At 72.0% G+C, this 18980-nt stretch carries 22 protein-coding genes; 6 read left to right on the top strand and 16 right to left on the bottom strand.

Annotated features, from left to right (window positions below):
* Window positions 1–131 precede the first annotated feature (131 nt).
* Window positions 132–641, top strand: a complete 510-nt coding sequence (locus AC0VYL_RS02175; protein WP_475482163.1) for a hypothetical protein — start codon at window positions 132–134, stop codon at window positions 639–641.
* Between the two features lie 79 nt (window positions 642–720).
* Here the strand turns inward: AC0VYL_RS02175 and AC0VYL_RS02170 are convergent, their stop codons facing one another.
* The 6 genes from AC0VYL_RS02170 to AC0VYL_RS02145 all read right to left on the bottom strand — a co-directional run bounded on the left by AC0VYL_RS02170 (window position 721) and on the right by AC0VYL_RS02145 (window position 4861).
* Window positions 721–1026, bottom strand: coding sequence for a DUF1416 domain-containing protein (locus AC0VYL_RS02170; RefSeq protein ID WP_475458564.1), 306 nt, complete (start codon window positions 1024–1026; stop codon window positions 721–723).
* Complete coding sequence (locus tag AC0VYL_RS02165; protein WP_475458562.1) at window positions 1023–1868, bottom strand: sulfurtransferase; 846 nt, start codon at window positions 1866–1868, stop codon at window positions 1023–1025. Before AC0VYL_RS02165 ends, AC0VYL_RS02170 begins: the two co-directional genes overlap by 4 nt.
* A gap of 372 nt (window positions 1869–2240) precedes the next feature.
* Window positions 2241–2327 (bottom strand): putative leader peptide, encoded by an 87-nt coding sequence (locus AC0VYL_RS02160; protein WP_355267795.1) that lies wholly within the window; start codon window positions 2325–2327, stop codon window positions 2241–2243.
* A gap of 115 nt (window positions 2328–2442) precedes the next feature.
* Window positions 2443–2766, bottom strand: coding sequence for a TlpA family protein disulfide reductase (locus AC0VYL_RS02155; protein ID WP_475458560.1), 324 nt, complete (start codon window positions 2764–2766; stop codon window positions 2443–2445).
* Window positions 2766–3464, bottom strand: a complete 699-nt coding sequence (locus AC0VYL_RS02150) for an LmeA family phospholipid-binding protein (RefSeq protein ID WP_475458558.1) — start codon at window positions 3462–3464, stop codon at window positions 2766–2768. The genes AC0VYL_RS02155 and AC0VYL_RS02150 overlap by 1 nt, the downstream gene beginning before the upstream one ends.
* Window positions 3465–3706: 242 nt before the next feature.
* Window positions 3707–4861: a putative quinol monooxygenase gene (locus AC0VYL_RS02145; protein WP_475462910.1), complete on the bottom strand. Its 1155-nt coding sequence runs from the start codon at window positions 4859–4861 to the stop codon at window positions 3707–3709.
* Between the two features lie 241 nt (window positions 4862–5102).
* On the opposite strand from AC0VYL_RS02145, the gene AC0VYL_RS02140 reads away from it, so the two are divergent.
* Window positions 5103–5909, top strand: coding sequence for an HAD family hydrolase (locus tag AC0VYL_RS02140; RefSeq protein ID WP_475458556.1), 807 nt, complete (start codon window positions 5103–5105; stop codon window positions 5907–5909).
* 82 nt (window positions 5910–5991) lie between these two features.
* Here AC0VYL_RS02140 and AC0VYL_RS02135 read toward each other — a convergent pair whose 3' ends face one another.
* A complete protein-coding gene (locus AC0VYL_RS02135) occupies window positions 5992–6672 on the bottom strand; it encodes a hypothetical protein (protein ID WP_475458553.1) in 681 nt (226 codons plus the stop codon).
* 118 nt (window positions 6673–6790) lie between these two features.
* Here AC0VYL_RS02135 and AC0VYL_RS02130 point away from each other — a divergent pair, with 118 nt between their 5' ends.
* Window positions 6791–7276, top strand: coding sequence for a MarR family winged helix-turn-helix transcriptional regulator (locus tag AC0VYL_RS02130; protein WP_475458551.1), 486 nt, complete (start codon window positions 6791–6793; stop codon window positions 7274–7276).
* A gap of 15 nt (window positions 7277–7291) precedes the next feature.
* On the opposite strand, the gene AC0VYL_RS02125 is transcribed toward AC0VYL_RS02130, so the two are convergent.
* The 5 genes from AC0VYL_RS02125 to AC0VYL_RS02105 form a co-directional block, all read right to left on the bottom strand.
* Window positions 7292–8227 (bottom strand): NAD-dependent epimerase/dehydratase family protein, encoded by a 936-nt coding sequence (locus AC0VYL_RS02125; protein ID WP_475458549.1) that lies wholly within the window; start codon window positions 8225–8227, stop codon window positions 7292–7294.
* Between the two features lie 229 nt (window positions 8228–8456).
* Window positions 8457–8555, bottom strand: a complete 99-nt coding sequence (locus tag AC0VYL_RS02120; protein ID WP_013155353.1) for a 30S ribosomal protein bS22 — start codon at window positions 8553–8555, stop codon at window positions 8457–8459.
* A gap of 220 nt (window positions 8556–8775) precedes the next feature.
* Window positions 8776–9411, bottom strand: coding sequence for a histidine phosphatase family protein (locus tag AC0VYL_RS02115; protein ID WP_475458546.1), 636 nt, complete (start codon window positions 9409–9411; stop codon window positions 8776–8778).
* Between the two features lie 31 nt (window positions 9412–9442).
* Window positions 9443–10744 carry a glutamate-1-semialdehyde 2,1-aminomutase gene (gene hemL / locus AC0VYL_RS02110; RefSeq protein WP_475458544.1) on the bottom strand — a complete coding sequence of 434 codons (1302 nt, stop codon included), beginning with the start codon at window positions 10742–10744 and terminating at the stop codon, window positions 9443–9445.
* A gap of 249 nt (window positions 10745–10993) precedes the next feature.
* A complete protein-coding gene (locus tag AC0VYL_RS02105; protein ID WP_475482162.1) occupies window positions 10994–11656 on the bottom strand; it encodes a phosphatase PAP2 family protein in 663 nt (220 codons plus the stop codon).
* 271 nt (window positions 11657–11927) lie between these two features.
* On the opposite strand from AC0VYL_RS02105, the gene rraA reads away from it, so the two are divergent.
* Window positions 11928–12410, top strand: a complete 483-nt coding sequence (gene rraA, locus AC0VYL_RS02100) for a ribonuclease E activity regulator RraA (RefSeq protein WP_475458540.1) — start codon at window positions 11928–11930, stop codon at window positions 12408–12410.
* On the opposite strand, the gene AC0VYL_RS02095 is transcribed toward rraA, so the two are convergent.
* Window positions 12407–13123: a hypothetical protein gene (locus AC0VYL_RS02095; protein WP_475482161.1), complete on the bottom strand. Its 717-nt coding sequence runs from the start codon at window positions 13121–13123 to the stop codon at window positions 12407–12409. The genes rraA and AC0VYL_RS02095 overlap by 4 nt on opposite strands.
* Window positions 13124–13325: 202 nt before the next feature.
* Here AC0VYL_RS02095 and AC0VYL_RS02090 point away from each other — a divergent pair, with 202 nt between their 5' ends.
* Together AC0VYL_RS02090 and AC0VYL_RS02085 are read left to right on the top strand one after the other, a co-directional pair.
* On the top strand, window positions 13326–14597 hold the full coding sequence (locus AC0VYL_RS02090) for a sensor histidine kinase (protein WP_475482160.1): 1272 nt from the start codon (window positions 13326–13328) through the stop codon (window positions 14595–14597).
* Entirely contained in the window at window positions 14594–15241 is a 648-nt protein-coding gene (locus AC0VYL_RS02085; protein WP_475482159.1) for a response regulator, read from the top strand. The genes AC0VYL_RS02090 and AC0VYL_RS02085 overlap by 4 nt, the downstream gene beginning before the upstream one ends.
* Window positions 15242–15297: 56 nt before the next feature.
* Here AC0VYL_RS02085 and AC0VYL_RS02080 read toward each other — a convergent pair whose 3' ends face one another.
* The 3 genes from AC0VYL_RS02080 to AC0VYL_RS02070 form a co-directional block, all read right to left on the bottom strand.
* A complete protein-coding gene (locus tag AC0VYL_RS02080; RefSeq protein WP_475462909.1) occupies window positions 15298–15909 on the bottom strand; it encodes a bifunctional DNA primase/polymerase in 612 nt (203 codons plus the stop codon).
* A gap of 138 nt (window positions 15910–16047) precedes the next feature.
* Window positions 16048–17046, bottom strand: coding sequence for a porphobilinogen synthase (gene hemB, locus AC0VYL_RS02075; protein ID WP_475458531.1), 999 nt, complete (start codon window positions 17044–17046; stop codon window positions 16048–16050).
* 62 nt (window positions 17047–17108) lie between these two features.
* The gene (locus AC0VYL_RS02070; protein ID WP_475482158.1) at window positions 17109–18800 is read right to left on the bottom strand and encodes a bifunctional uroporphyrinogen-III C-methyltransferase/uroporphyrinogen-III synthase; all 1692 of its coding nucleotides are present in this window, start codon (window positions 18798–18800) and stop codon (window positions 17109–17111) included.
* Between the last annotated feature and the right edge of the window lie 180 nt (window positions 18801–18980).

Genomic DNA, 18980 nt, shown 5'->3' with positions numbered 1-18980 from the left:
ACGGGTCGACATAATGATGGTGGCCTCGTGCCGGGGGCTCGCCCGGGAGGGGCCGCCTGGGCCTCTCCCCCATCCCCCTCACACGCCCCGCCCAGGTGCTCCCGGGCGTTGCGGTCGACGAGGAGTCCCCCATGGCCGTTCAGACGCACGCGCTCCCACTCCTCGGGATGCTCCTCCAGAGCGCCGCACTCGTTCTGCTGGTCCTGGCCGGGCTCTGGAACCACCGGCGAAAGCGGTTCGGGTGGAGTGAGAGGGCTCTGGCGCTCCAGGAACCCGTCACGGAGGAACGGCGCCGGGTACGCCCCTTCCTGCGCGACGGGACGGTCGCCCCCGACCCCGAGCTGGCCCGCCTCACTGTCAGGGTGGCCGAGCACCGCGTGCGCAGGCTGGAGAACCCCTGGCTGCTCAACGGCGTGAGCCTCAACGCCCTGGGGGTCAGCCTGTTCGCGATCCACTACTCCTACCCGGGCCCGGCCCTCTGGGTGGCGTTCGCCCTCTTCCCCGCCGCCCTCAGCGCCCCCTTCATCCGACAGGTCACGCTGGACCGGGCGCGACGGGCCCTGGAGGCCAACCGGGAGCTGGCGGAGCTGCACGAGGGCTCCGAGGAACCCCCGGAGCACACCGTGGCCAGGGAACGCTGAGGGCACGCGAAACGGCGCGGCGCCGGTGCCGGACGAAGTGATTCGTCCGGCACCGGCGCCGCGCGCGGTGGTACCGCTGTCAGGCCTCGACCTGGACGTCGATGACCTTGCCGACCTCGGCCGTCACCCTGTACTCCCCGGTGAAGCCCTGGGAGGCCAGGACCCGCAGCTTCCACTCGCCGTCGGCGGCGAAGAAGCGGAAGGTGCCCTCGTCACCGGTGGCGACCTCCCCGACGAAGTCGTCGGAGGAGTTCAGCAGACGGGCGTAGGCGCCGCGCAGCGGCTGGCCGTCACGGGTCACCGTGCCCTGGATGACCGCCTGGTTGCCCGCGTCGACGTCGGCCAGGGCCACGCCCCCCTCGGGTGCTCCGCAGCTGTCGCTCACTTGGCCTCAGCCTCTCCGAGCTCGACCGGGACGCCCACCAGGGAGCCGTACTCGGTCCACGAGCCGTCGTAGTTCTTGACGTTCTCCAGCCCGACGATCTCGTGCAGGGCGAACCAGGTGTGCGAGGAGCGCTCGCCGATCCGGCAGTACGCGATGATGTCCTTGTCGAGGTCGACCCCGGCCTCGGTGTAGAGCTCGCGCAGCTCGTCGGCGGTCTTGAAGGTGCCGTCCTCGTTGGCGGTCTTGGCCCACGGGATGTTGCGCGCGGTCGGGATGTGCCCCGGGCGCTGCGAGGTCTCCTGCGGCAGGTGCGCGGGGGCCAGCAGCTTGCCGGTGAACTCGTCGGGCGAGCGGACGTCGACCAGGTCCTTGGTGCCGATGGCCTCCACAACCTCGTCACGGAAGGCGCGGATCGAGGAGTCCTGCTCCTTGGCCGAGTACTCGGTGGCGGCCCGCTCCGGGACCTCCTCCACGAGTTCGCGGGAGTCCAGCTCCCACTTCTTGCGGCCGCCGTCGAGCAGGAGGACGTTGTCGTGGCCGTAGAGCTTGAAGTACCAGTAGGCGTAGGCCGCGAACCAGTTGTTGTTGCCGCCGTACAGGATGACCTGGTCGTCGTTGCCGATGCCCTTGGCGGACAGCAGCTTCTCGAAGCCGGTGCGGTCCACGAAGTCACGGCGGACCGGGTCCTGGAGGTCCGTCTTCCAGTCGATCTTGACGGCGCCGGGGATGTGGCCCTTGTCGTAGGCGGACGTGTCCTCGTCCACCTCGACCAGGACGACGTTGGCGTCGTCCAGGTGAGCCTCCACCCAAGCGGCGTCCACGAGGACGTCGGAGCGGCTCATGAGGAACCTCCTGTGCTTTCTGTGCGGTGTCGCGTGTGCGGTCGGTGCGTCGCGTTCCGGGGGCGCGGTGCCCGGAACAGGGGTTTCTGGGCGGCCTCCCCGCCCCTGACGGCCACCGGATCGTTCACCGGGGACGCGGAAGGGCACGGGAGAGGCACTACGCGTGGGAGAGGGCGGTCGCGGCGATGGTGAGCCGTTCCGGGCACGACGGAGGATGTTCCCGGGGTCACCGACGGTGGCGACGGAGGAGAGGGAACCGTCAGGTGTCGTCGGGGTCCGGGACGAACGACGGGTGTACGCCGTCGTTCCCAGCGCGTACTCGGAAGGGGCCGGTCGCACGGAGCAAGCGGGGGCTCGGAAGGCCCGTCCGCCCTAGGGACACGGACAGAGCGCGGCAGCGACGCGGCAGAAGTCCACCGCTCGTCGCTTCGTCAGATACGCGCTCGTCAAGGAAGTCACGTCCTAGACGCTACAGCCCGCACCGCGATCTTGTCACGGGTGTCCTGGATCACAGGACAGGCGTCCCAGAATGTGGGACGCCTGGGGGCGGGGGCGCCGGAGCGGGGTACGCCCGTCAGCGCACGGCCTCGCCCAGAGCGGCGATCACGTCGGCCTTCCGGGGCTGACCCCCGGCCCTGCGGACCACCCGGCCGTCGGCGTCCAGCACGAACACCGTGGGAGTCCCCTGGATCTCCAGCCGACGCACGAGGTCCAGCCGGGACTCGGCGTCGACCTCCACGTGGGCCACCCCCTCGACCATGCCCGCCACGTCCTCCAGGACACGGCGGGTGGCGCGGCAGGGCTGGCAGAAGGCGCTGGAGAACTGCACGAGGGTGGCCCTCGCGCCCAGCTCGGCTCCGAGCACGTCGGGGCCGAGCGTCTCCGCCGCCGGGGCCATCAGACGGCCTCGGAGCCCATCAGCGGGACGTCGGTGCCGGTGCCGGTGATCTTGAGGCCGTTCGAGGTGGCCTCCATGTCCTTGGCGGTCAGGCCGAAGGGCAGCTCGGGCACCTGGGCGCTGAAGGTCAGCATGTTCGAGACCATGTCGTCCACGTTGAGGGGGACGTCCGCCACCGCGATGTCGACCGGGGTCACGTGCAGGGTGTCGCCGTCGACGCTGAACTCGCCCGCGCTGGAGACGGAGACGCTCCGGCCCAGCTCCGGCACGGCCAGCTCGCCGTTGATGCGGGGCTCACCGTTCTCGGTGGTGATGGTCATGCCCTCGGGCAGGTACGGGTTGAAGTAGGCGTAGGGCACCACGAAGGAACCGTCCACCTGGCCCGCGGTCACCGTGGGCTGGTCCATGAGGTCGCTCAGCGGCGCCTCGACATCGGAGGCGGTGGCCTCGATCTTCTCCACCGTCACGCCGTCCATCGTGGCGCTGTCGGCCTGGATGTTGACCTCGGTGTAGGTACCGCTGATCACCTGCGGGAGGAAGGCCCACCCCTCGATGGACACGTCCGGGTCCTCGGACATCTCCATCTGGTCGGCCAGACGTCCGGCCAGGGTGCTCTGCGCGAACGAACGCGCTCCGACGTCCGCCACCACGACGAGCGCGGCGAGCAGGATCAGGAAGACGACAAGGAACTTACGCATCGGGGCTCCCAGCAACTTTCTTTGGCTCCGGCGCGGCTCTCGGCTGGGTCATCCGGCCGGTCTCGGTCACACGCCATCGGCACCCGACGGGCACCGGTCATGAAAAACCTGTAGGGAAGGGTACTTCACCCGGGATGGGACGCGGGGCGCGCCGCATTGGTTGCGCCGGGGGCGTGACCACGGGCGGTACGCGGCCCCTCCGAACCGCGCCGGAGGGACCGAAGAAAGCGTGGAACGCCTGCTCAGCGGGGCATCAGCATGGCGGCGAGGCCGTCCGTGGCGGCGGCGCCGGAGAGGGAGAGCTCGATCACGTTGGTGGCCACCACGTGCCCGGAGAGGCGCCGTGTGAACTCCATGACGTGCGGCTGCTGCTCGTGCTCCTCCTGGGCGAGTTCGTCCCGGTAGATCGCGTAGACGATGCGCTGGAGGGGGGCGCTGGGCACGGTGTGCGAGGCGAACAGCAGGGTGTCGGGCTCGCGCTTGGAGACCTCGGCCACGACCGCGTTGGCGAGCTGGTCGAACCCGCCGCCCTGGCCGTCGGCGAGCGTGTAGATCGTGATGACGCCGCGGACCTTGCTGGGCGGGGCGGCGGGCGCGCCCTCGTAGAGGTCGTCGTAGTTCTCGGCGTTGCGGCGCTTGCGGCGCACGGGCTCCTCCTGGGGCTCGTCGTCGAGTTCGTCTTCGTCGTCGTACTCGTCGTCGTAGTAGTCGTCGTACCCGTCGTCATAGGGGTCGCGGCGCGGCTTGGCGGCCAGCGCCCCGGCACCCCAGAGGGAGGAGACGGCGCCGAGGACCAGCAGCGGACCGAGGGCGCCCAGCCCCATGCGTCCGACCACGACGGAGAGGAGCACGGCGAGCGCGACCAGACCCAGCACGGCCAGGTCGGTCCGGCCGGGGCCGCGGATACCGCGGCGCGCGACAGCGACGACCGCGAGGACGAGGAGGACGGCGACGAAGCCCTGCACGCCGTTGATGAGCGAGCGAGGGATCAGGTCGTAGTGCTCTCCCAGCGGGGGGAAGGCCGCGTCGAACCGGCCGCTGATGCGGTCGACGCTGAGCACCACCAGGGGAACGATGGTCAGGGCGGTGACGATGAGGCGCGTGGCGAAGCGGCCGTTGGGTGAACGGACCGCGAACTCCAGGGCGCCCCAGGCCGCGTAGAGCGGTCCCAGGAGGCTGACGCCGATATGGAACAGACGGAAGGTGACCTGACCGAAGTCGAAGAGCACCCCGATGACCGCCGCGCTGAGGCCGACCGTCACCCCCAGGGACGCGACCAGCCAGGCGATCGCGGAGACACTGGGACGGCGTTGGGCATACGCGGTCAGCGCGGCGGTGGCGCTCCAGCCCACCAACGCGCTGATGAATGTCAGTCCTACCGTGACCATCCCGACCATGATGCTGCACCGCAAAGGGTGGATGTGCACCGCGTGCACCTTCTCCGGGGCGGTGACCGGGAAGATCCCGCAGAGTGGGGGCCAAAACCGCGCTCTACACTGTGACCTTCATCACCAGGTTTGGCGCTCTCGCCCTGTCGCGGCCCGGCACCCGCAGGTGGTCATAAGCTCGCAGTACGCGGGGAAGCGCCACCCCGGACATCCGGAGGGCTGCCTCCCCCACCACAGCCAGGAGAGAACCGTGTCACACGACGCCGTTTCCCCGAAACCGGTCGGCCCCGGAGCCGCTTTCTTCGACGTGGACAACACGCTCATGCGAGGCGCGTCGATCTACCACTTCGCCCGCGGCCTGGCCTCCAGGGACCTGTTCACCACCCGGGACCTCATGCGGTTCGCGTGGGGGCAGACGGTGTTCCGGGTGACCGGCAGCGAGCAGCCGGAGCACATCAACGCCGCGCGCGAGGCCGCCCTGGCCTTCGTCGCCGGACACGGTGTCGAGGACCTGGTCACCCTGTGCGAGGAGATCTACGACGACACCATGGCCGACCGCATCTGGGAGGGCACCCGCGCACTCGTGCAGGAGCACCTGGACGCGGGCCGTCCGGTGTGGCTGGTCACCGCGACCCCGGTGGAGCTGGCGCAGATCATCCGCCGCCGCCTGGGGTTGACCGGCGCGCTGGGCACCGAGGCCGAGTGCGTCGACGGCGTGTACACGGGGCGGCTCAACGGCGACCTCATGCACGGTCCGGCCAAGGCCGTGGCGGTACGCGCGCTGGCCCGCAAGGAGGGTTGGGACCTGGCGGCCTGTTCGGCCTACAGCGACTCCTCGAACGACCTGCCGCTGCTGTCGTTGGTCGGTGACCCGCACGCGGTCAACCCGGACGGCGACCTGCGCCGCTACGCGCGCACCCACGAGTGGCCGGTGCACGACTTCCGCAAGCACCGGGCGGCCCTGAAGGTGGCCCTGCCCGCCGCCGTGGCGGGTGCCGTGGCCGGAGCCGTGGCCGTGCGCGCCGTCAGACACCGCAGAGCCCTCAGCCTGCGCTGAGCACGACGGGACCGCCCCCGGCGCCCCGGACGCCCCGCTGGCGCGCGACGGCGGCACACGCGAGCTCACGGGCGCACCGCCGTCACCGCCGCCGGTAGAACACGGGCAGGGCGCTCATGCCCTCGGCCCGCAGGGCCGCGCGGACCCTCTTGAAGAAACTCGGCCTGATGAGCTGGGCGAGGAGGAAGCGCACCGGCCCGCCGGGCAGGCGCACGTGGTTGACGAGCGTGTAGGGCGCGTCGTCCAGCGGTTGGAGCAGGGTGGAGTTGTCGACGCCCGTCTTGTCGACGTACCAGCGGGCCAGCTCCTCCCAGACCGCCACGGCGCGCTCGGGGTCCGGAGCGGTGAAGTGGTTGAGGAGGTAGGTGGCCGAGGGGTCGTCGCCGGTCACCCCGATGCGGCGGGTGTTGCGCGCGGTCATGACCAGCTCGCCGTCCAGCTGGCGGTAGGCCTCGGAGTCCAGCACGTCCGCCACGCGGTCGGGTGCGGCCACGGTGACGAGCAGGACCGCGTCGTAGCCAGGGGAGCCCTCCAGCGGCGGCATGAGCACGGCCTCGTAGACCGTGGTGGAGACGACCGGGGGCAGCTCCTCCAGCTCGTCGGCGAGCACCCGGAACCGCGCCAGGGCGCGCTCCCGGTCCGTGTCGCGCCGAACGAGGGCGCCGTGCCGGGGAGGGGCCACGCGCGCGCCGACGTACACGTAACCGTACGGATGGGGATCGAGGAAGCCGGTCCGGTCCGGTTCCGGGCTGTTCCTGGGCATGGCGCCTCTCCTCCGTCGGTCAGGGCGGGGAGCCCCGTCACGGTGCGTACCACCGACCCTAACCCCGAAGCTTCGCCTTTCCAAACAGTTCGGAAAGACAAATCATATGATCGTAGACATGACTGCAGACAGGGCACCGGAGTCCCCCGACGAACGGGACCGCGCACTCGTGGCGGAGCTGGGCGTCATCCCTCAGCTGGAGGTCTACTTCCGCCGGGTGCGCGTGGAGATGCCCGCCGACGTCGCCGAGGCGTTCTCACGGCACGGACTGACCGCGCGGCACGGCGGAGTACTCGGCCAGCTGGCGGTGGTGCCGTCGATCGGCGTCTCCGATCTGGCCAGACGGATGGCGGTGTCCCTGCCGACCGCGAGCGAACTGGCCGGGGACCTCAGACGCGCCGGACTCGTGGTGGCGGAGGAGGACCCGGACAACCGCAGACGCACCCTGCTGAGCCTGGCCGACGACCACCGGGCCTCGGTGGAGACACTGGTGGCGGCACGGGCGGCGCCGCTGCGGCGCGCGATGGAGCGCCTGCCGGAGCGGGACCGTGAGGGGTTCGCGGCGGGGCTGCGGGCCTGGGCCGATGAGATGCGCGACTGGTGAGACCGCGCGGGGCCGCTACCGGCCCAGGGTGGCGCGGGCCAGGGCCAGCACGTGGATCGGGCGGAGCCCCGCCCCCCGGGGCGAGCCGCCCCGGCTGTGCGCGTAGGACTCGAAGGCCTCGATGGAGCTGTAGGAGGGCACCCAGTCCAGGGCCCGGCACAGCGGCGCGGGGTCCAGACGCGGGGCGCTCAGCCCGCCGCGCACCGCTCGGGCGGCGCTGGAGCTGGCGTAGTCGATCCGGCCGTGCCTGGCGACACCGCGCAGCACCCTGAGGCCGCGTGCGGGCACCGGGAGGCGCTGGCCGCCGACGCGGCGCAGGCAGTCGGAGAGCGGGACCTCGTCGGCCCCGGAGACGTCGAAGAAGCCGGTCTCGTCACTGAGCGCCATGCGCACGAGCGCCTCGGCTCCGTCGTCCTCGTGCAGGAACTGCACACGAGGGTCGCGGCCCATGACGGTGGGCACGACGCGCGAGTCCATGTAACGGGTGAGGGGGGTGTCCACGGAGGGACCGATGAGGTTGGCGAACCTCAGGACGGCCACGGACAGGTCCGGGCGGCGGCGCTGGAGGCCGCGGGTGTGCCGTTCGACCTCGGCCGCGTCGTCGGCGTCCAGGGTGGCGCTGGAGCGCACCACCAGCCGCCGGACGGTGGAGGAGCGCTGGGCCGCGCCCAGGACCCGCATGGTCCCCAGGAGGTTGTCCTCCCTGTTGGGGTCCTTCGCGGTGTCCAGGCCCAGGTGCAGGACCAGGTCGGCGCCGGACTCGGCGACGATGCGGTCCAGGCTGCCGTCGTGCAGGTCGACGTGCTGGAACTCGACCCCCATGGTGCCGTTCGGCGGCGGAGCGGAGTCCGCGCCGATCACCCGGTGCACACCGGGCCCCTGGCTCAGGGTCTGGGCGACCCCGGCCGCGAGGGGGCCGGAGACCCCGGTGACGAGTACGACACGAGCCATGGAGACACGTTCCTTGGAAGGAGACGGTGGTGGTCCGGATGGGCCACGAACCGCTCACCCCCGTCGGAGGCGAACCGGTGAAGATGACCCGTGAGTCACAACAGTGGTACACCCGGAAAATTCCGTTCCCCGGCTGACGCCGGGCAAGGGAAGTGAAGTGTCTCCGCGTCCGGGGCGTGCCAGCGGCCCGCCCGCGCCCGCGGAGAGACGACCTACGTCGCGAACGCTCCTACTTCTTGTTGCGACGCGCCACACGCGTGCGCTTGAGCAGCTTGCGGTGCTTCTTCTTCGCCATCCGCTTGCGGCGCTTCTTGATGACGGAACCCATGGGATCACCTTCTCGCTGACGAGTGAGTACGGACATGCCGAACCACTGGTGACGAACACCTGCTGGCTCGGATGCGGTTGCTGGGCTCGCCCGGGCACACGCGCGCGCAGCGCGGGTGGCCGGTGCGACCGGGGCGGGCCCCGGGGAGGACGACGGTCACTGGTACACACGTCTACCGCACCCGTGGGCCCAGCTTACCGCTACGGGCAACCCGGGCGGATCACGCCCCTGGAAGGGACGGACCGTCGCCGTAGAGGACGGCTGCCGGTTCGGCGTAGCTGACGCTGGCCAGCCGCTGATCCGCGAAGGTCAGCGACGTGACACTGGCGAGGTTACATTCCCGCAGGTCCGGCCGGTGCCACAGGCGCCTGCCCTCGGCCGCCCGACGGGACATCCAGATCGGCAGCTGGTGGCTGACGCACACGGCCTCACGCCCCCAGGCGGCCCGCCGGACGACCTTGATGACCTCGACCATGCGGTTGACGATGTCCTGGTAGGGCTCGCCCCACGAGGGCCGGAAGGGGTTGTACAGACGCCTGAGCACCTGCGGATCGCGCGCCGACTTGGCGGACAGCGCCATCCCCTCGAACTTGTTGGCCGCCTCGATGAGCCGGTCGTCCAGGGTCACCGAGAGGTCGAACGCCTTCTGGAGCGGGACGGCGGTCTCCTGGGTGCGGTCCAGCGGCGACGAGTACAGGGCGGCGATGTCGTGGCCCTCGAACCAGTCGGAGGCCATCTCCGCCATCCGCTGTCCCCGATCGCTCAGGTGGTAGTCGGGGAGGCGGCCGTACAGGACCTTCTCGGGGTTGTACACCTCTCCATGCCGGAGGAGGTGGACGACGGTGGTCGTGGTCATCGTGGAGGATCCTTCCGAGGTGCGGGTCGGGTCAGCCCTGGGACTGGGCCTGCGCCGCGGCCCGGGCGGCCGCGGGCAGGGCGTCGACCACCCTGCCGACGGCGGCCTCGTCGTGCGCGGACGAGAAGAACCACGCCTCGAAGGCGGCGGGCGGGAGGTAGACGCCCTGTTCGAGCATGGAGTGGAAGAAGGCGGCGAACACCTTGGTGTCCGTGGTGCGGGCGCTGTCGAAGTCGGTGACCTCGCGGTCGGTGAAGAAGACCGTGAAGAGGTTGCCGCCGCCCTGGATCCGGTGGGTGACGCCCTCGGCGCTGAGCGCCTTGGAGATCTCGCTCTCCACCTGGGCGGAGACCCGGTCGATGTGCGCGTAGACCTCGGGGGTGGCGCCGCGCAGCGTGGCCAGACCGGCCGCCGTGGCCAGCGGGTTCCCGGAGAGCGTCCCCGCCTGGTACACGGGGCCGTTCGGGGCGAGGCGGTCCATGATCTCGGCGCGTCCGCCGAAGGCCGCCGCGGGCAGGCCGCCGCCCATGACCTTGCCGAAGGTCATGAGGTCGGGGGTGACGCCCTCCAGACCGAACCAGCCGGAGGCGCTGACCCGGAAACCGGTGAGGACCTCGTCGAGGACCAGCAGGGCGCCGTGGGCGTGCGCGATCTCCTTGAGGCGGGCGTTGAACCCGGCCTTGGGCGGGACCACGCCCATGTTGGCGGGGCAGGCCTCCGCGATCACGCAGGCGATCTCGTCGCCGTGCTCGGCGAAGGCGCGCTCCACGGCCTCGACGTCGTTGTAGGGGAGCACTAGGGTGTCGGCGGCGCTGGCACCGGTGACGCCCGGGGAGTCCGGCAGGGCGAACGTGGCCAGGCCGGAGCCGGCCGCGGCCAGGAGGGCGTCGACGTGGCCGTGGTAGTTGCCCGCGAACTTGATGATCTTGCTGCGTCCGGTGAACCCGCGCGCGAGGCGGATCGCGGACATGGTGGCCTCGGTCCCGGAGTTGACCAGGCGGACCTTCTCCACGGGGGTGCGCTCGACGATCAGCTCCGCGAGCTCGACCTCGCCGGGGGTCGGGGCGCCGTAGGAGGTCCCGGCCGCGACGGCGCCGTGGAGGGCCTCCACCACACTCGGGGCGGCGTGCCCGAGGACGAGCGGCCCCCACGAGCAGACGAGGTCGACGTACTGGCGACCGTCGGAGTCCGTGAGGTAGGGGCCTTCGCCCTTGACGAAGAACGGCGGGGTGCCGCCGACCGCCCCGAAGGCGCGCACGGGCGAGTTCACGCCGCCGGGAACAACGGCGGCCGCCCGCTGGAAGAGCTCTGCTGAAGTCTGTTGAGTACCCACCTCACCAGTGTGTCAGCTGTGCTCTCCCCCGCGACCGTGACCCGCCCCGCAACGCCCGCGGGCCCCTGCGGGGCCGGTTCCCGCACACCCTCAGTCGCGCCGGATCACCCGCACGAGCCGGTGGACGCGCCGTCCGTCACGACGAACCCCGCGACGCCTGGTCGCACGTTCCCCTGTGCCCCGCTTGGCCAGGAACGCACGCGTGCCCCGCCGGGGGGGGACGGGGCACGCGTGGAGGGGGAGGGTGGATCAGACGTTGCTGTGGGCGTTCGCGCGGGTCCGCCCGGCCTCGGGGCCGTGGTCCGCGTCCTGGGCGCGCAGCAGGGGGCGCAGGCGGTCGTTCTCGGCCAGCTTGTCGACGACGGCGGTCATCGGGCGGGCGGCCAGCAGGCAGACCAGGGTGGCGACGAGGGCACCGACGAGGAGGCCCACGGTGACGTCGTGCGGGTAGTGGGCGCCGACGAACACCCGGGAGAAGGCCTCCAGGACGGCGAAGACGGCCGCGACGACGGCGAAGCGGCGCCAGGCGATGATCACGGCGGCGGCCGCGGCGCCGGCGATGGCGGCGTGGTTGCTCGGGAAGGACCAGTCACCGATGGGGTCGCACGTGGCGATGGTGTTCAGGTCCGTCATGGCCTGGCAGGGACGCATCTGTTCGAAGAACGACTTGATGGTCCGGCTGACCGCGTAGGCGATGACGGTGGCGACCGGCGCGAAGAGCGCGAGGCCGACCAGGCGCGAGCTGACGGACCGGGCGCGCCACCAGGCCATGAGGAAGAGGATCGCGAACACACCGAGGAACAGGTCGGTGCCCCACTCCGCGGCCGTCTGCATCCAGGGGTCGAGTCCGTCGGCGAACTCGATCACGGACCGTGACCAGGAAGCGCTGACGGCGAAGATGTCGGAGACCATCTCTCTCCAGGGGTCGTACGGGGAGGAGAGTCGCCCTGACGGCAGGGGGAAGACGGGGCGACGTCCCGGTGACGGGACTCCCACGAGCGAATGACGGGAAGGTCCTTATCCTGTCATCCGTGGAACCCCTCTGAGACCGTGGAAGCCCGAACACCAACGAAAGAGACACGGCCCATCGACCAAAGAGGGGAACGGGCCCCGGTCGGGAACCGCTGCTCTACCGACCAGTAACTTGGGCTCGTCCACTCACTCCTCACGGACCGGAGCTGTCATGGCCACGGACTTCACCACGGCGGACCTGATCGACGACCACGGCGACACCCTGCGCAGCTGCTCCACGCAGTTCCGCCAGTTCGGGAGGCACGAGGTGTTCTCCGGGCCGATCCGCACCGTCCGCTGCCACGAGGACAACGGGCTGGTCAAGCAGATCCTCAACACCCCCGGTGAGGGATCCGTCCTGGTGGTGGACGGCAACGGCTCCCTGCGCAGCGCCCTGATGGGCGACATGATCGCCGAGGCCGCCGTGCGCAACGGCTGGGCCGGGGTGGTCGTCAACGGCGCCGTCCGCGACACCGCCGCCCTGGGCGGGCTGGAGCTCGGGGTCAAGGCCCTGGGCTCCAACCCCCGCAAGTCCCTCAAGGACGCCGCCGGACGCCAGGACGTACCGGTGACCTTCGGGGACGTCACGTTCGTCCCGGGAGAGTGGCTCTACAGCGACCACGACGGCATCGTGGTCAACGCCACCGAGATCTAGCGCACTCCGTCGCGCCACGACTGGCGGCCGACGAAGGGCACCGCGCACCCCAGCAGGATCACGGGCATCAGCAGCAGCCCCGTGAGGGCCGCCCACCGGGGCTCCGGGAGCAGGAGGCCCACGGCCCCCGTGAGCACGCCGACCGCCACGACACCCCCGCCCACGGACCAGCGCGCCCGGCTCCACCAGCGGACGGCGGGGGTGTCGAGGCCCTCACGGGCACGCACCACCGGGACCAGCAGGCCGAGGGCGACCAGGAAGACCGCCAGCAGGAGGGCCATCAGCTGGTCGGTGGACAGCGGCAGGGCGCGCCCGGCCTCCGAGTGCAGGATGACCACGTGCACGGCCAGCAGGAACGCCGCCAGCACGGCCAGGTGCAGGTCCAGCAGCCGGCCCAGCGAACGCCCGGACCAGAACACCGGCAGCCGGAGGGCGCGCTGGAACCCGGCCCCCAGACGCGCGCCGAGGGTCAGCGCCGCGACCAGCAGCAGGATCGTCCCCGGCGCCGCCGTGGTGAACAGCCAGCGGGGCGTCATCGTGGGCTCGCCGTCGAGCCCGACCTTCCCGCTGGGGACCACCTCCGGGATCTCCGGCCACAGGGTCACGGTCACCGCCACGGCGAGCAGCGCCATGAGCGAGGCGAGCACCGCCCCGACCCACGGAACGGGGACGGCCCCCCTTCCGACAACGGTTTCCGCCGAGTTCGCCGCCATGCGACTCCCACCTTTCGATTCGCTCGATTCGTCGATGGGAGAAACGTTAGGAATTCCGCGCGGCGGACACATCGAGCCCGGGGCACGCACCGGTCATGTGCCTGGTCGGGGGCGGGACATGCCGGAGGTCATGGTCGGAACATGCCCGTATCCATGACCCTTCGGGCATTTCCGGGCACCGCCTCGCGGCTACTCTCGAAGAATGCGGAAGAAGGATTCCCTGCCCGACCTCTCCTCGTGGGTGACGCTCCGCGCAGACCGCCCTCCCCGGGTCCTGAACCTGCTGTTCTGGGCCGCCGTGGTCTCGACCGGACTGACCTACGGGTTCGTGTTCCTCGTCGCGCCGGAGACGTTCCCCTCCGGCGACCCGGTGGTCGACGTGGTGATCCCGGTGATCATCGCGTGTCTGGTGGTCTCCTGCGCGCTCTGGCCGCTCCTGGCCTGGTCGCCCTCGGCGGGGTGGGGGCACCGCGCGGCCAGCGTCCTGTTCCTGGCCGTGTCCGTGTTCTCGCTGGCCTCCAACAACTACACCGTGCTGGTCCTGGTGTGCCTGGCCACGATGAACGCCATCGCCGTGTTCGGGATCGCCGGGGCCTGCGGCTACGCGGCCTTCCTCGGCGGGGTGAACCTCCTGCTCGTCCTGCTGCTCCCCGGCGACCCGCTGCTCATCGGCCTCGTGACGACCGGCAGCGCGCTGATCCTGGTGCTGGCGTCCGGCCTGGTGTACGTCGCCCTGCTCGTGGCCTCCCAGCGGGCCGAACGGACCCGTGAGCTGCTGGCCGAACTGGAGGAGGCCCACACGGAACTGCGCCGCCACGCGGAGCGCGTGCGTGAGCTGACGGTCGCGGAGGAGCGGGCGCGCATGTCGAGGGAGATGCACGACAGCACCGGGCACTACCTGACCGCCCTGGCCATGACGCTCTCGAACGCCCTGCGCTTCCGCTCCGCCCGCCCCGACGCCGCCTGGGAGGAGGTGGAGCAGGCCCGGGAGCTCGCCCGGGACGCCCTCACCGACACCCGCCGCTGGGTGCGCGCCCTGCGCCCGCTCCAGCTGGAGGGGCACGCGGGCACGGCGGCCATGCGGGCGATGGCCGAGTCCTTCGACGGCGGCGGTGCGCGCGTCGTCTTCACCGACTCCGGGTCCTGGCCGCACCTGTCCCAGGAGGCGGAGCTGGTCTGTTACCGGGCGCTCCAGGAGGGGCTGACCAACGCGATGCGCCACGCGGGCGGCGACCGGATCGAGGTGGAGGCGGGCGGCTCGGCGCAGGGCGCGTACGTGTCGGTGACCGACAACGGCACCGGCGCCGCTGAGGGGGCGGCCCGCGGCGGATTCGGCCTGCGGGGCCTGCGCGAGCGGGTGGCCGCCGTGGACGGTTCCCTGAGCACCGGGAACCCGCCGGGCGGCGGCTTCCGGCTCCTGGTGACCGTCCCCGCCGAACAGGCCGCCCCGGCCGTGGTCGGGGGTACCGGATGAGGCCGGTCTCGGTGCTGATCGTGGACGACCAGGTCCTGCTGCGGCAGGGGCTGCGCAAACTGCTGGAGATCGAGGAGGGCGTCGAGGTCGTCGGGGACGCGGCCGACGGGGTGGAGGCCCTGGAGTTCCTGGCCTCGGCGCCGCCGCCGGACGTGGCCCTGGTGGACGCCCGTATGCCGCGCATGGACGGGATCGAGTTGATCACCCGGATGCGCGCCGACCACCCGGGGGTGCCCGCCGTCATCCTGACCACGTTCGACGACGACGCGCTCGTCTTCGGCGGGCTGCGCGCGGGCGCCCGGGGCTACCTGCTCAAGGACGTCCCCCCGGACGAACTGGTGCTGGCGATCCGTCAGGCTGCGCGCGGCGAGACCGTCCTGGGCGGTCCGGCCGCAGACCACCTGGTCGCCGCCCTCACCGCTCCTCCGGCGTCCGAGCCCTCCCCGGTACGACCCGCCGCGCTGTCCGGGCGCGAGTGGGAGGTGGCGCGCATGGTGGGCACGGGGGCGACCAACCGGGAGATCGCCCGCACCCTGTTCATCACCGAGGGCACGGCCAAGAACCACGTGACGAGCATCCTGCGCAAGCTGGACCTGCGCGACCGCACGGCACTGGCCCTGTGGGTCGGTGACCGCCGCGCCTGAGCGGGGCTCCGACCGGAGTCACCCGCGTGCCGGGGGCGTTCAGGTACCGGAGGCGTTCAGGCGCCCGGGACGGCGAACTCCTCGCTGGCGTCGTTGAGGATGTCGAGGACCGCGATCGGGTCCGGCAGGACCACGGCGCCCTCCACGTCGCGGGGGTTGCGGATCCAGGTGACGCGACCGCCGGAGGGCAGGGCGGAGGGGGCGCCCAGGACGAAGCTGTCCCGGCAGTGCCAGCGCAGGCCCGGCATCGCCTCGACGGCCTCGGGGACGCAGTCCAGGTGGCACGACCACCACTCGTCCTCGTCCATCGGGGAACGGGTGGCGACGAAGAACATGTAGCGGGAGTCCAGGGCCGCGACCGGGCCCGCGGGTACGCCCGCGCGGCCCATGCGGGCCAGAGCCATCACACCGGCCTCACGGGGGACGTCCAGGACGTCGAAGACCCGGCCGGTCGGGAGCACGATGTTCGCCCGCGGGTCGGCCGTCCACCACCGGCGGATGGTCTCGGTGTCGGTGCTGGCCTCCACCCCCCAGGCGGCGGTGACCGGGTGCGCCGCCGGGTCCGGGCAGCCCATCCGGTCGCACGTACACGCGCGGTCCTCACCCGGGGACGTGCCCCGCACCACCGGCCAGCCCAGCTCGGCGAAACGCAGGGCCGACTCCAGCATGCTGTCCGTTGCGTGGCGTCGTTTACGTCGGTACAACACGTCGGCCATCTGGGTCTCCCCGGTCGTGATCGGTGCGGGCGCGGCCGGTGGAAGGGCCGGGCGCCCGGCGGCCGCGACCGGGGCGTGGGCCTGGACGCGTCAGCGCAGCAGGCGGGCCGCCTCGGTCGCCCAGTACGTGAGGATCTGTTCGGCCCCCGCGCGCCGGTAGGACGTCAGCGTCTCCAGGATCGCCCGCTCCCGGTCGAGCCAGCCCTTCTCGGCCGCCGCCTCGATCATCGCGTACTCGCCACTGACCTGGTAGGCCGACACGGGCACCGGGGAGGTCTCCGCGACCTTGGCGACCACGTCGAGGTAGGCCAGCCCCGGCTTGACCATGACCATGTCGGCGCCCTCCGCGACGTCCAGGGCCACCTCGCGCAGGGACTCGCGGACGTTGGCCGGATCCTGCTGGTAGCCGGAACGGTCCCCGAACTGGGGAGCGCCCTCGGCCGCCTCGCGGAAGGGCCCGTAGAACACGGAGGCGTACTTGGCCGCGTAGGCCAGGATCGGCACGTGCGGGAATCCGGCGCGGTCCAGTCCGGCGCGGATCGCGCCGACCTGGCCGTCCATCATGCCGCTGGGGGCGACCACGGCGGCACCGGCCTGGGCCTGGGCGACGGCGATGGACGCGTACCGCTCCAAGGTGAGGTCGTTGTTGACGTGCCCGTCCTGCTCCAGCGGACCGCAGTGGCCGTGGTCGGTGTACTCGCACAGGCAGAGGTCGGCCATCACCACGATGTCGTCCCCGACCTCGTCCGCGAGGTCGCGCAGCGCCACCTGGACCACACCGTCGGGGTCGTCGGCCTGCGACCCGACGGAGTCCTTGTGTTCGGGGATACCGAACAGCATCAGGCCGCCGACACCGGCCTCGACCGCCTCCCGGGCGGCCTTGCGCAGGCTGTCCCGGGTGTGCTGCACCTGACCGGGCATCGAGGAGATCGCCACCGGTTCGGTGAGCCCCTCCTTGACGAACATCGGCAGGATCAGGTTCTCCGGGAGCACCCGGGTCTCCGCGACCAGACGACGCAGCGCCGGTCCTCGGCGCAGTCGGCGCGGCCGGGCGACGGGGAACTCGGCGTCATGGCTGGCGGCGGTCATGGGTACTCCCGGATGGGCTGGGTGGTGGTCGGGAACCGAGGGCACGGTTCGGGGTTCACTGCTCAGAGCTTGCGGCGGCGGCCGCGGCGCTTCTGGCTCGGCTTGAGGACCGGCTTGCCCGCGTCGATCGCCTCCTGGCGCTTGGCCGCACCGTACTCCGAAAGCGCCTCCGCGAGGGCGGAAACCGAGGCTTTCGGCGCGACCACGTCCACACGCAGGCCGAACTCGATCGCCGTCTTCTCGGTCTCCGGGCCGATCACGGCGATCGCGGTGGTGTTGTGCGGCTTCCCCGCGATCCCCACGAGGTTGCGGACCGTGGACGAGGACGTGAAGAGCACGGCGTCGAAGCCGCCGCCCTTGATCGCCTCGCGGACCGGCTGGGGCGGGGGCGCCGCCCGGACGGTCCGGTAGGCGGTGACGTCGTCGATCTCCCAGCCGAGGTCGGTGAGCCCGGCGGCGAGGGTCTCGGTGGCGATGTCCGCGCGCGGCAGCAGGACCCGCTCGATGGGGTCGATCTCGGCGTCGTAGGGCGGCCAGACCTCGACCAGCCCCTTGCTGGACTGGGCGTCCTCGGCGGGCTCCAGGTCGGGCTGGATGCCGAAGTCGCGGACGGCCTGCGCGGTGGCGTCACCCACCACGGCGACCTTGACCCCGGCGAACGCGCGGGCGTCCAGGCCGTAGGACTCCAGCCGCTCACGGATGGCGCGGACCGCGTTCACGGAGGTGAAGGCCACCCACTGGTAGCGGCCGGTCACCAGACCGCGCACGGCGCGCTCCATCTGCTGCGGGGTGCGCGGGGGCTCCACGGAGATGGTGGGCACCTCCTCGGGCACCGCGCCGTAGCCGCGCAGCTGGTCGGAGAGGGCCACGGCCTGCTCCTTGGTGCGGGGCACCAGGACGCGCCAGCCGAACAGCGGCCGGGTCTCGTACCAGGACTGCTCGGCCTGGCGGGCCACCGGGGAACCGACGATCATCAGCGCGGGCGCCGTGACGTGGTGGTTCTTGGCGTCGGTGGACTTGAGTTCGGCCACCAGGCGGCCCAGCGTCGAGGTGACGGTGGTCTGCCGGGTGGTGCCCCCGGCGCGCACGACCGCGACCGGGGTGGTGGCGGGGCGGCCACCGGCGATGAGGGCCTTGCACACGACGTCGAAGCCGGGGCCCCGGTGCTCGGGCGCCTCCTCCGGAGGGGCGTCGGCGCCCAGGATGACCAGCGGGGCGTCGCTGGCGGCGGCGTCCTGCCAGTCGACCTCCCGGTCGCCGTGCGGGCGGGCGTGCAGCACGCGCAGCTCGGCCTCGTCGTCCCCGAGAAGGGAGATGCCGCCGAAGGTCGGGACGGAGGTGATGGAGGAGACCCCGGGGGCCACCTCGACCTCGATCCCGGCCTCGCGGCACGCGGCGACCAGGGCGGCGCCCCGGCAGCCGAAGAACGGGTCGCCCGAGTACAGGCGCACGACCCGCTGACCCTCGCGGGCACGGGTGACGGCGAGCGCGTTCACGTCGCCACCGCACTCGGCGGCCTCCACCACCGTGACGTCCTCGGAGCAGTGCGCCAGCAGTTCCTCACGGAAACCGGCGAGCTCCTCGGCGGCGGGCTCCCTGAGGGTGACGACCACGTCGGCCCGGCTCAGCAGCTCGGCCCCGCGCAGAGTCAGCAGGTCGGCACCTCCCGGACCGGCACCGACCAGGGCGACGTGACCGGACCCGCGCTCGCGGCGACGCGGTTCCTCCGGCTGGGGGCTGGCGTTGGCGTTCACGTACTGGCTCCTCGTGTGTGGGTCGCCCGCGCCCCGGGGCGCGGAGTCCGGGGCGGTGACAGGGAGGTGGTGGTGCGGTGGTGGCCGGACCCTCTCTCGCGGGCGACGGGCGACGGTGCCCCCGCTGCGCCCCGCTCCGCGGCCTCGCACGGCGGCGGCCCACCCGGGGTCGGCCGTCCG

It is taken from the genome of Nocardiopsis sp. iso_238 (assembly GCF_056173325.1).
This window is presented reverse-complemented; position numbering and strand designations above follow the sequence as displayed.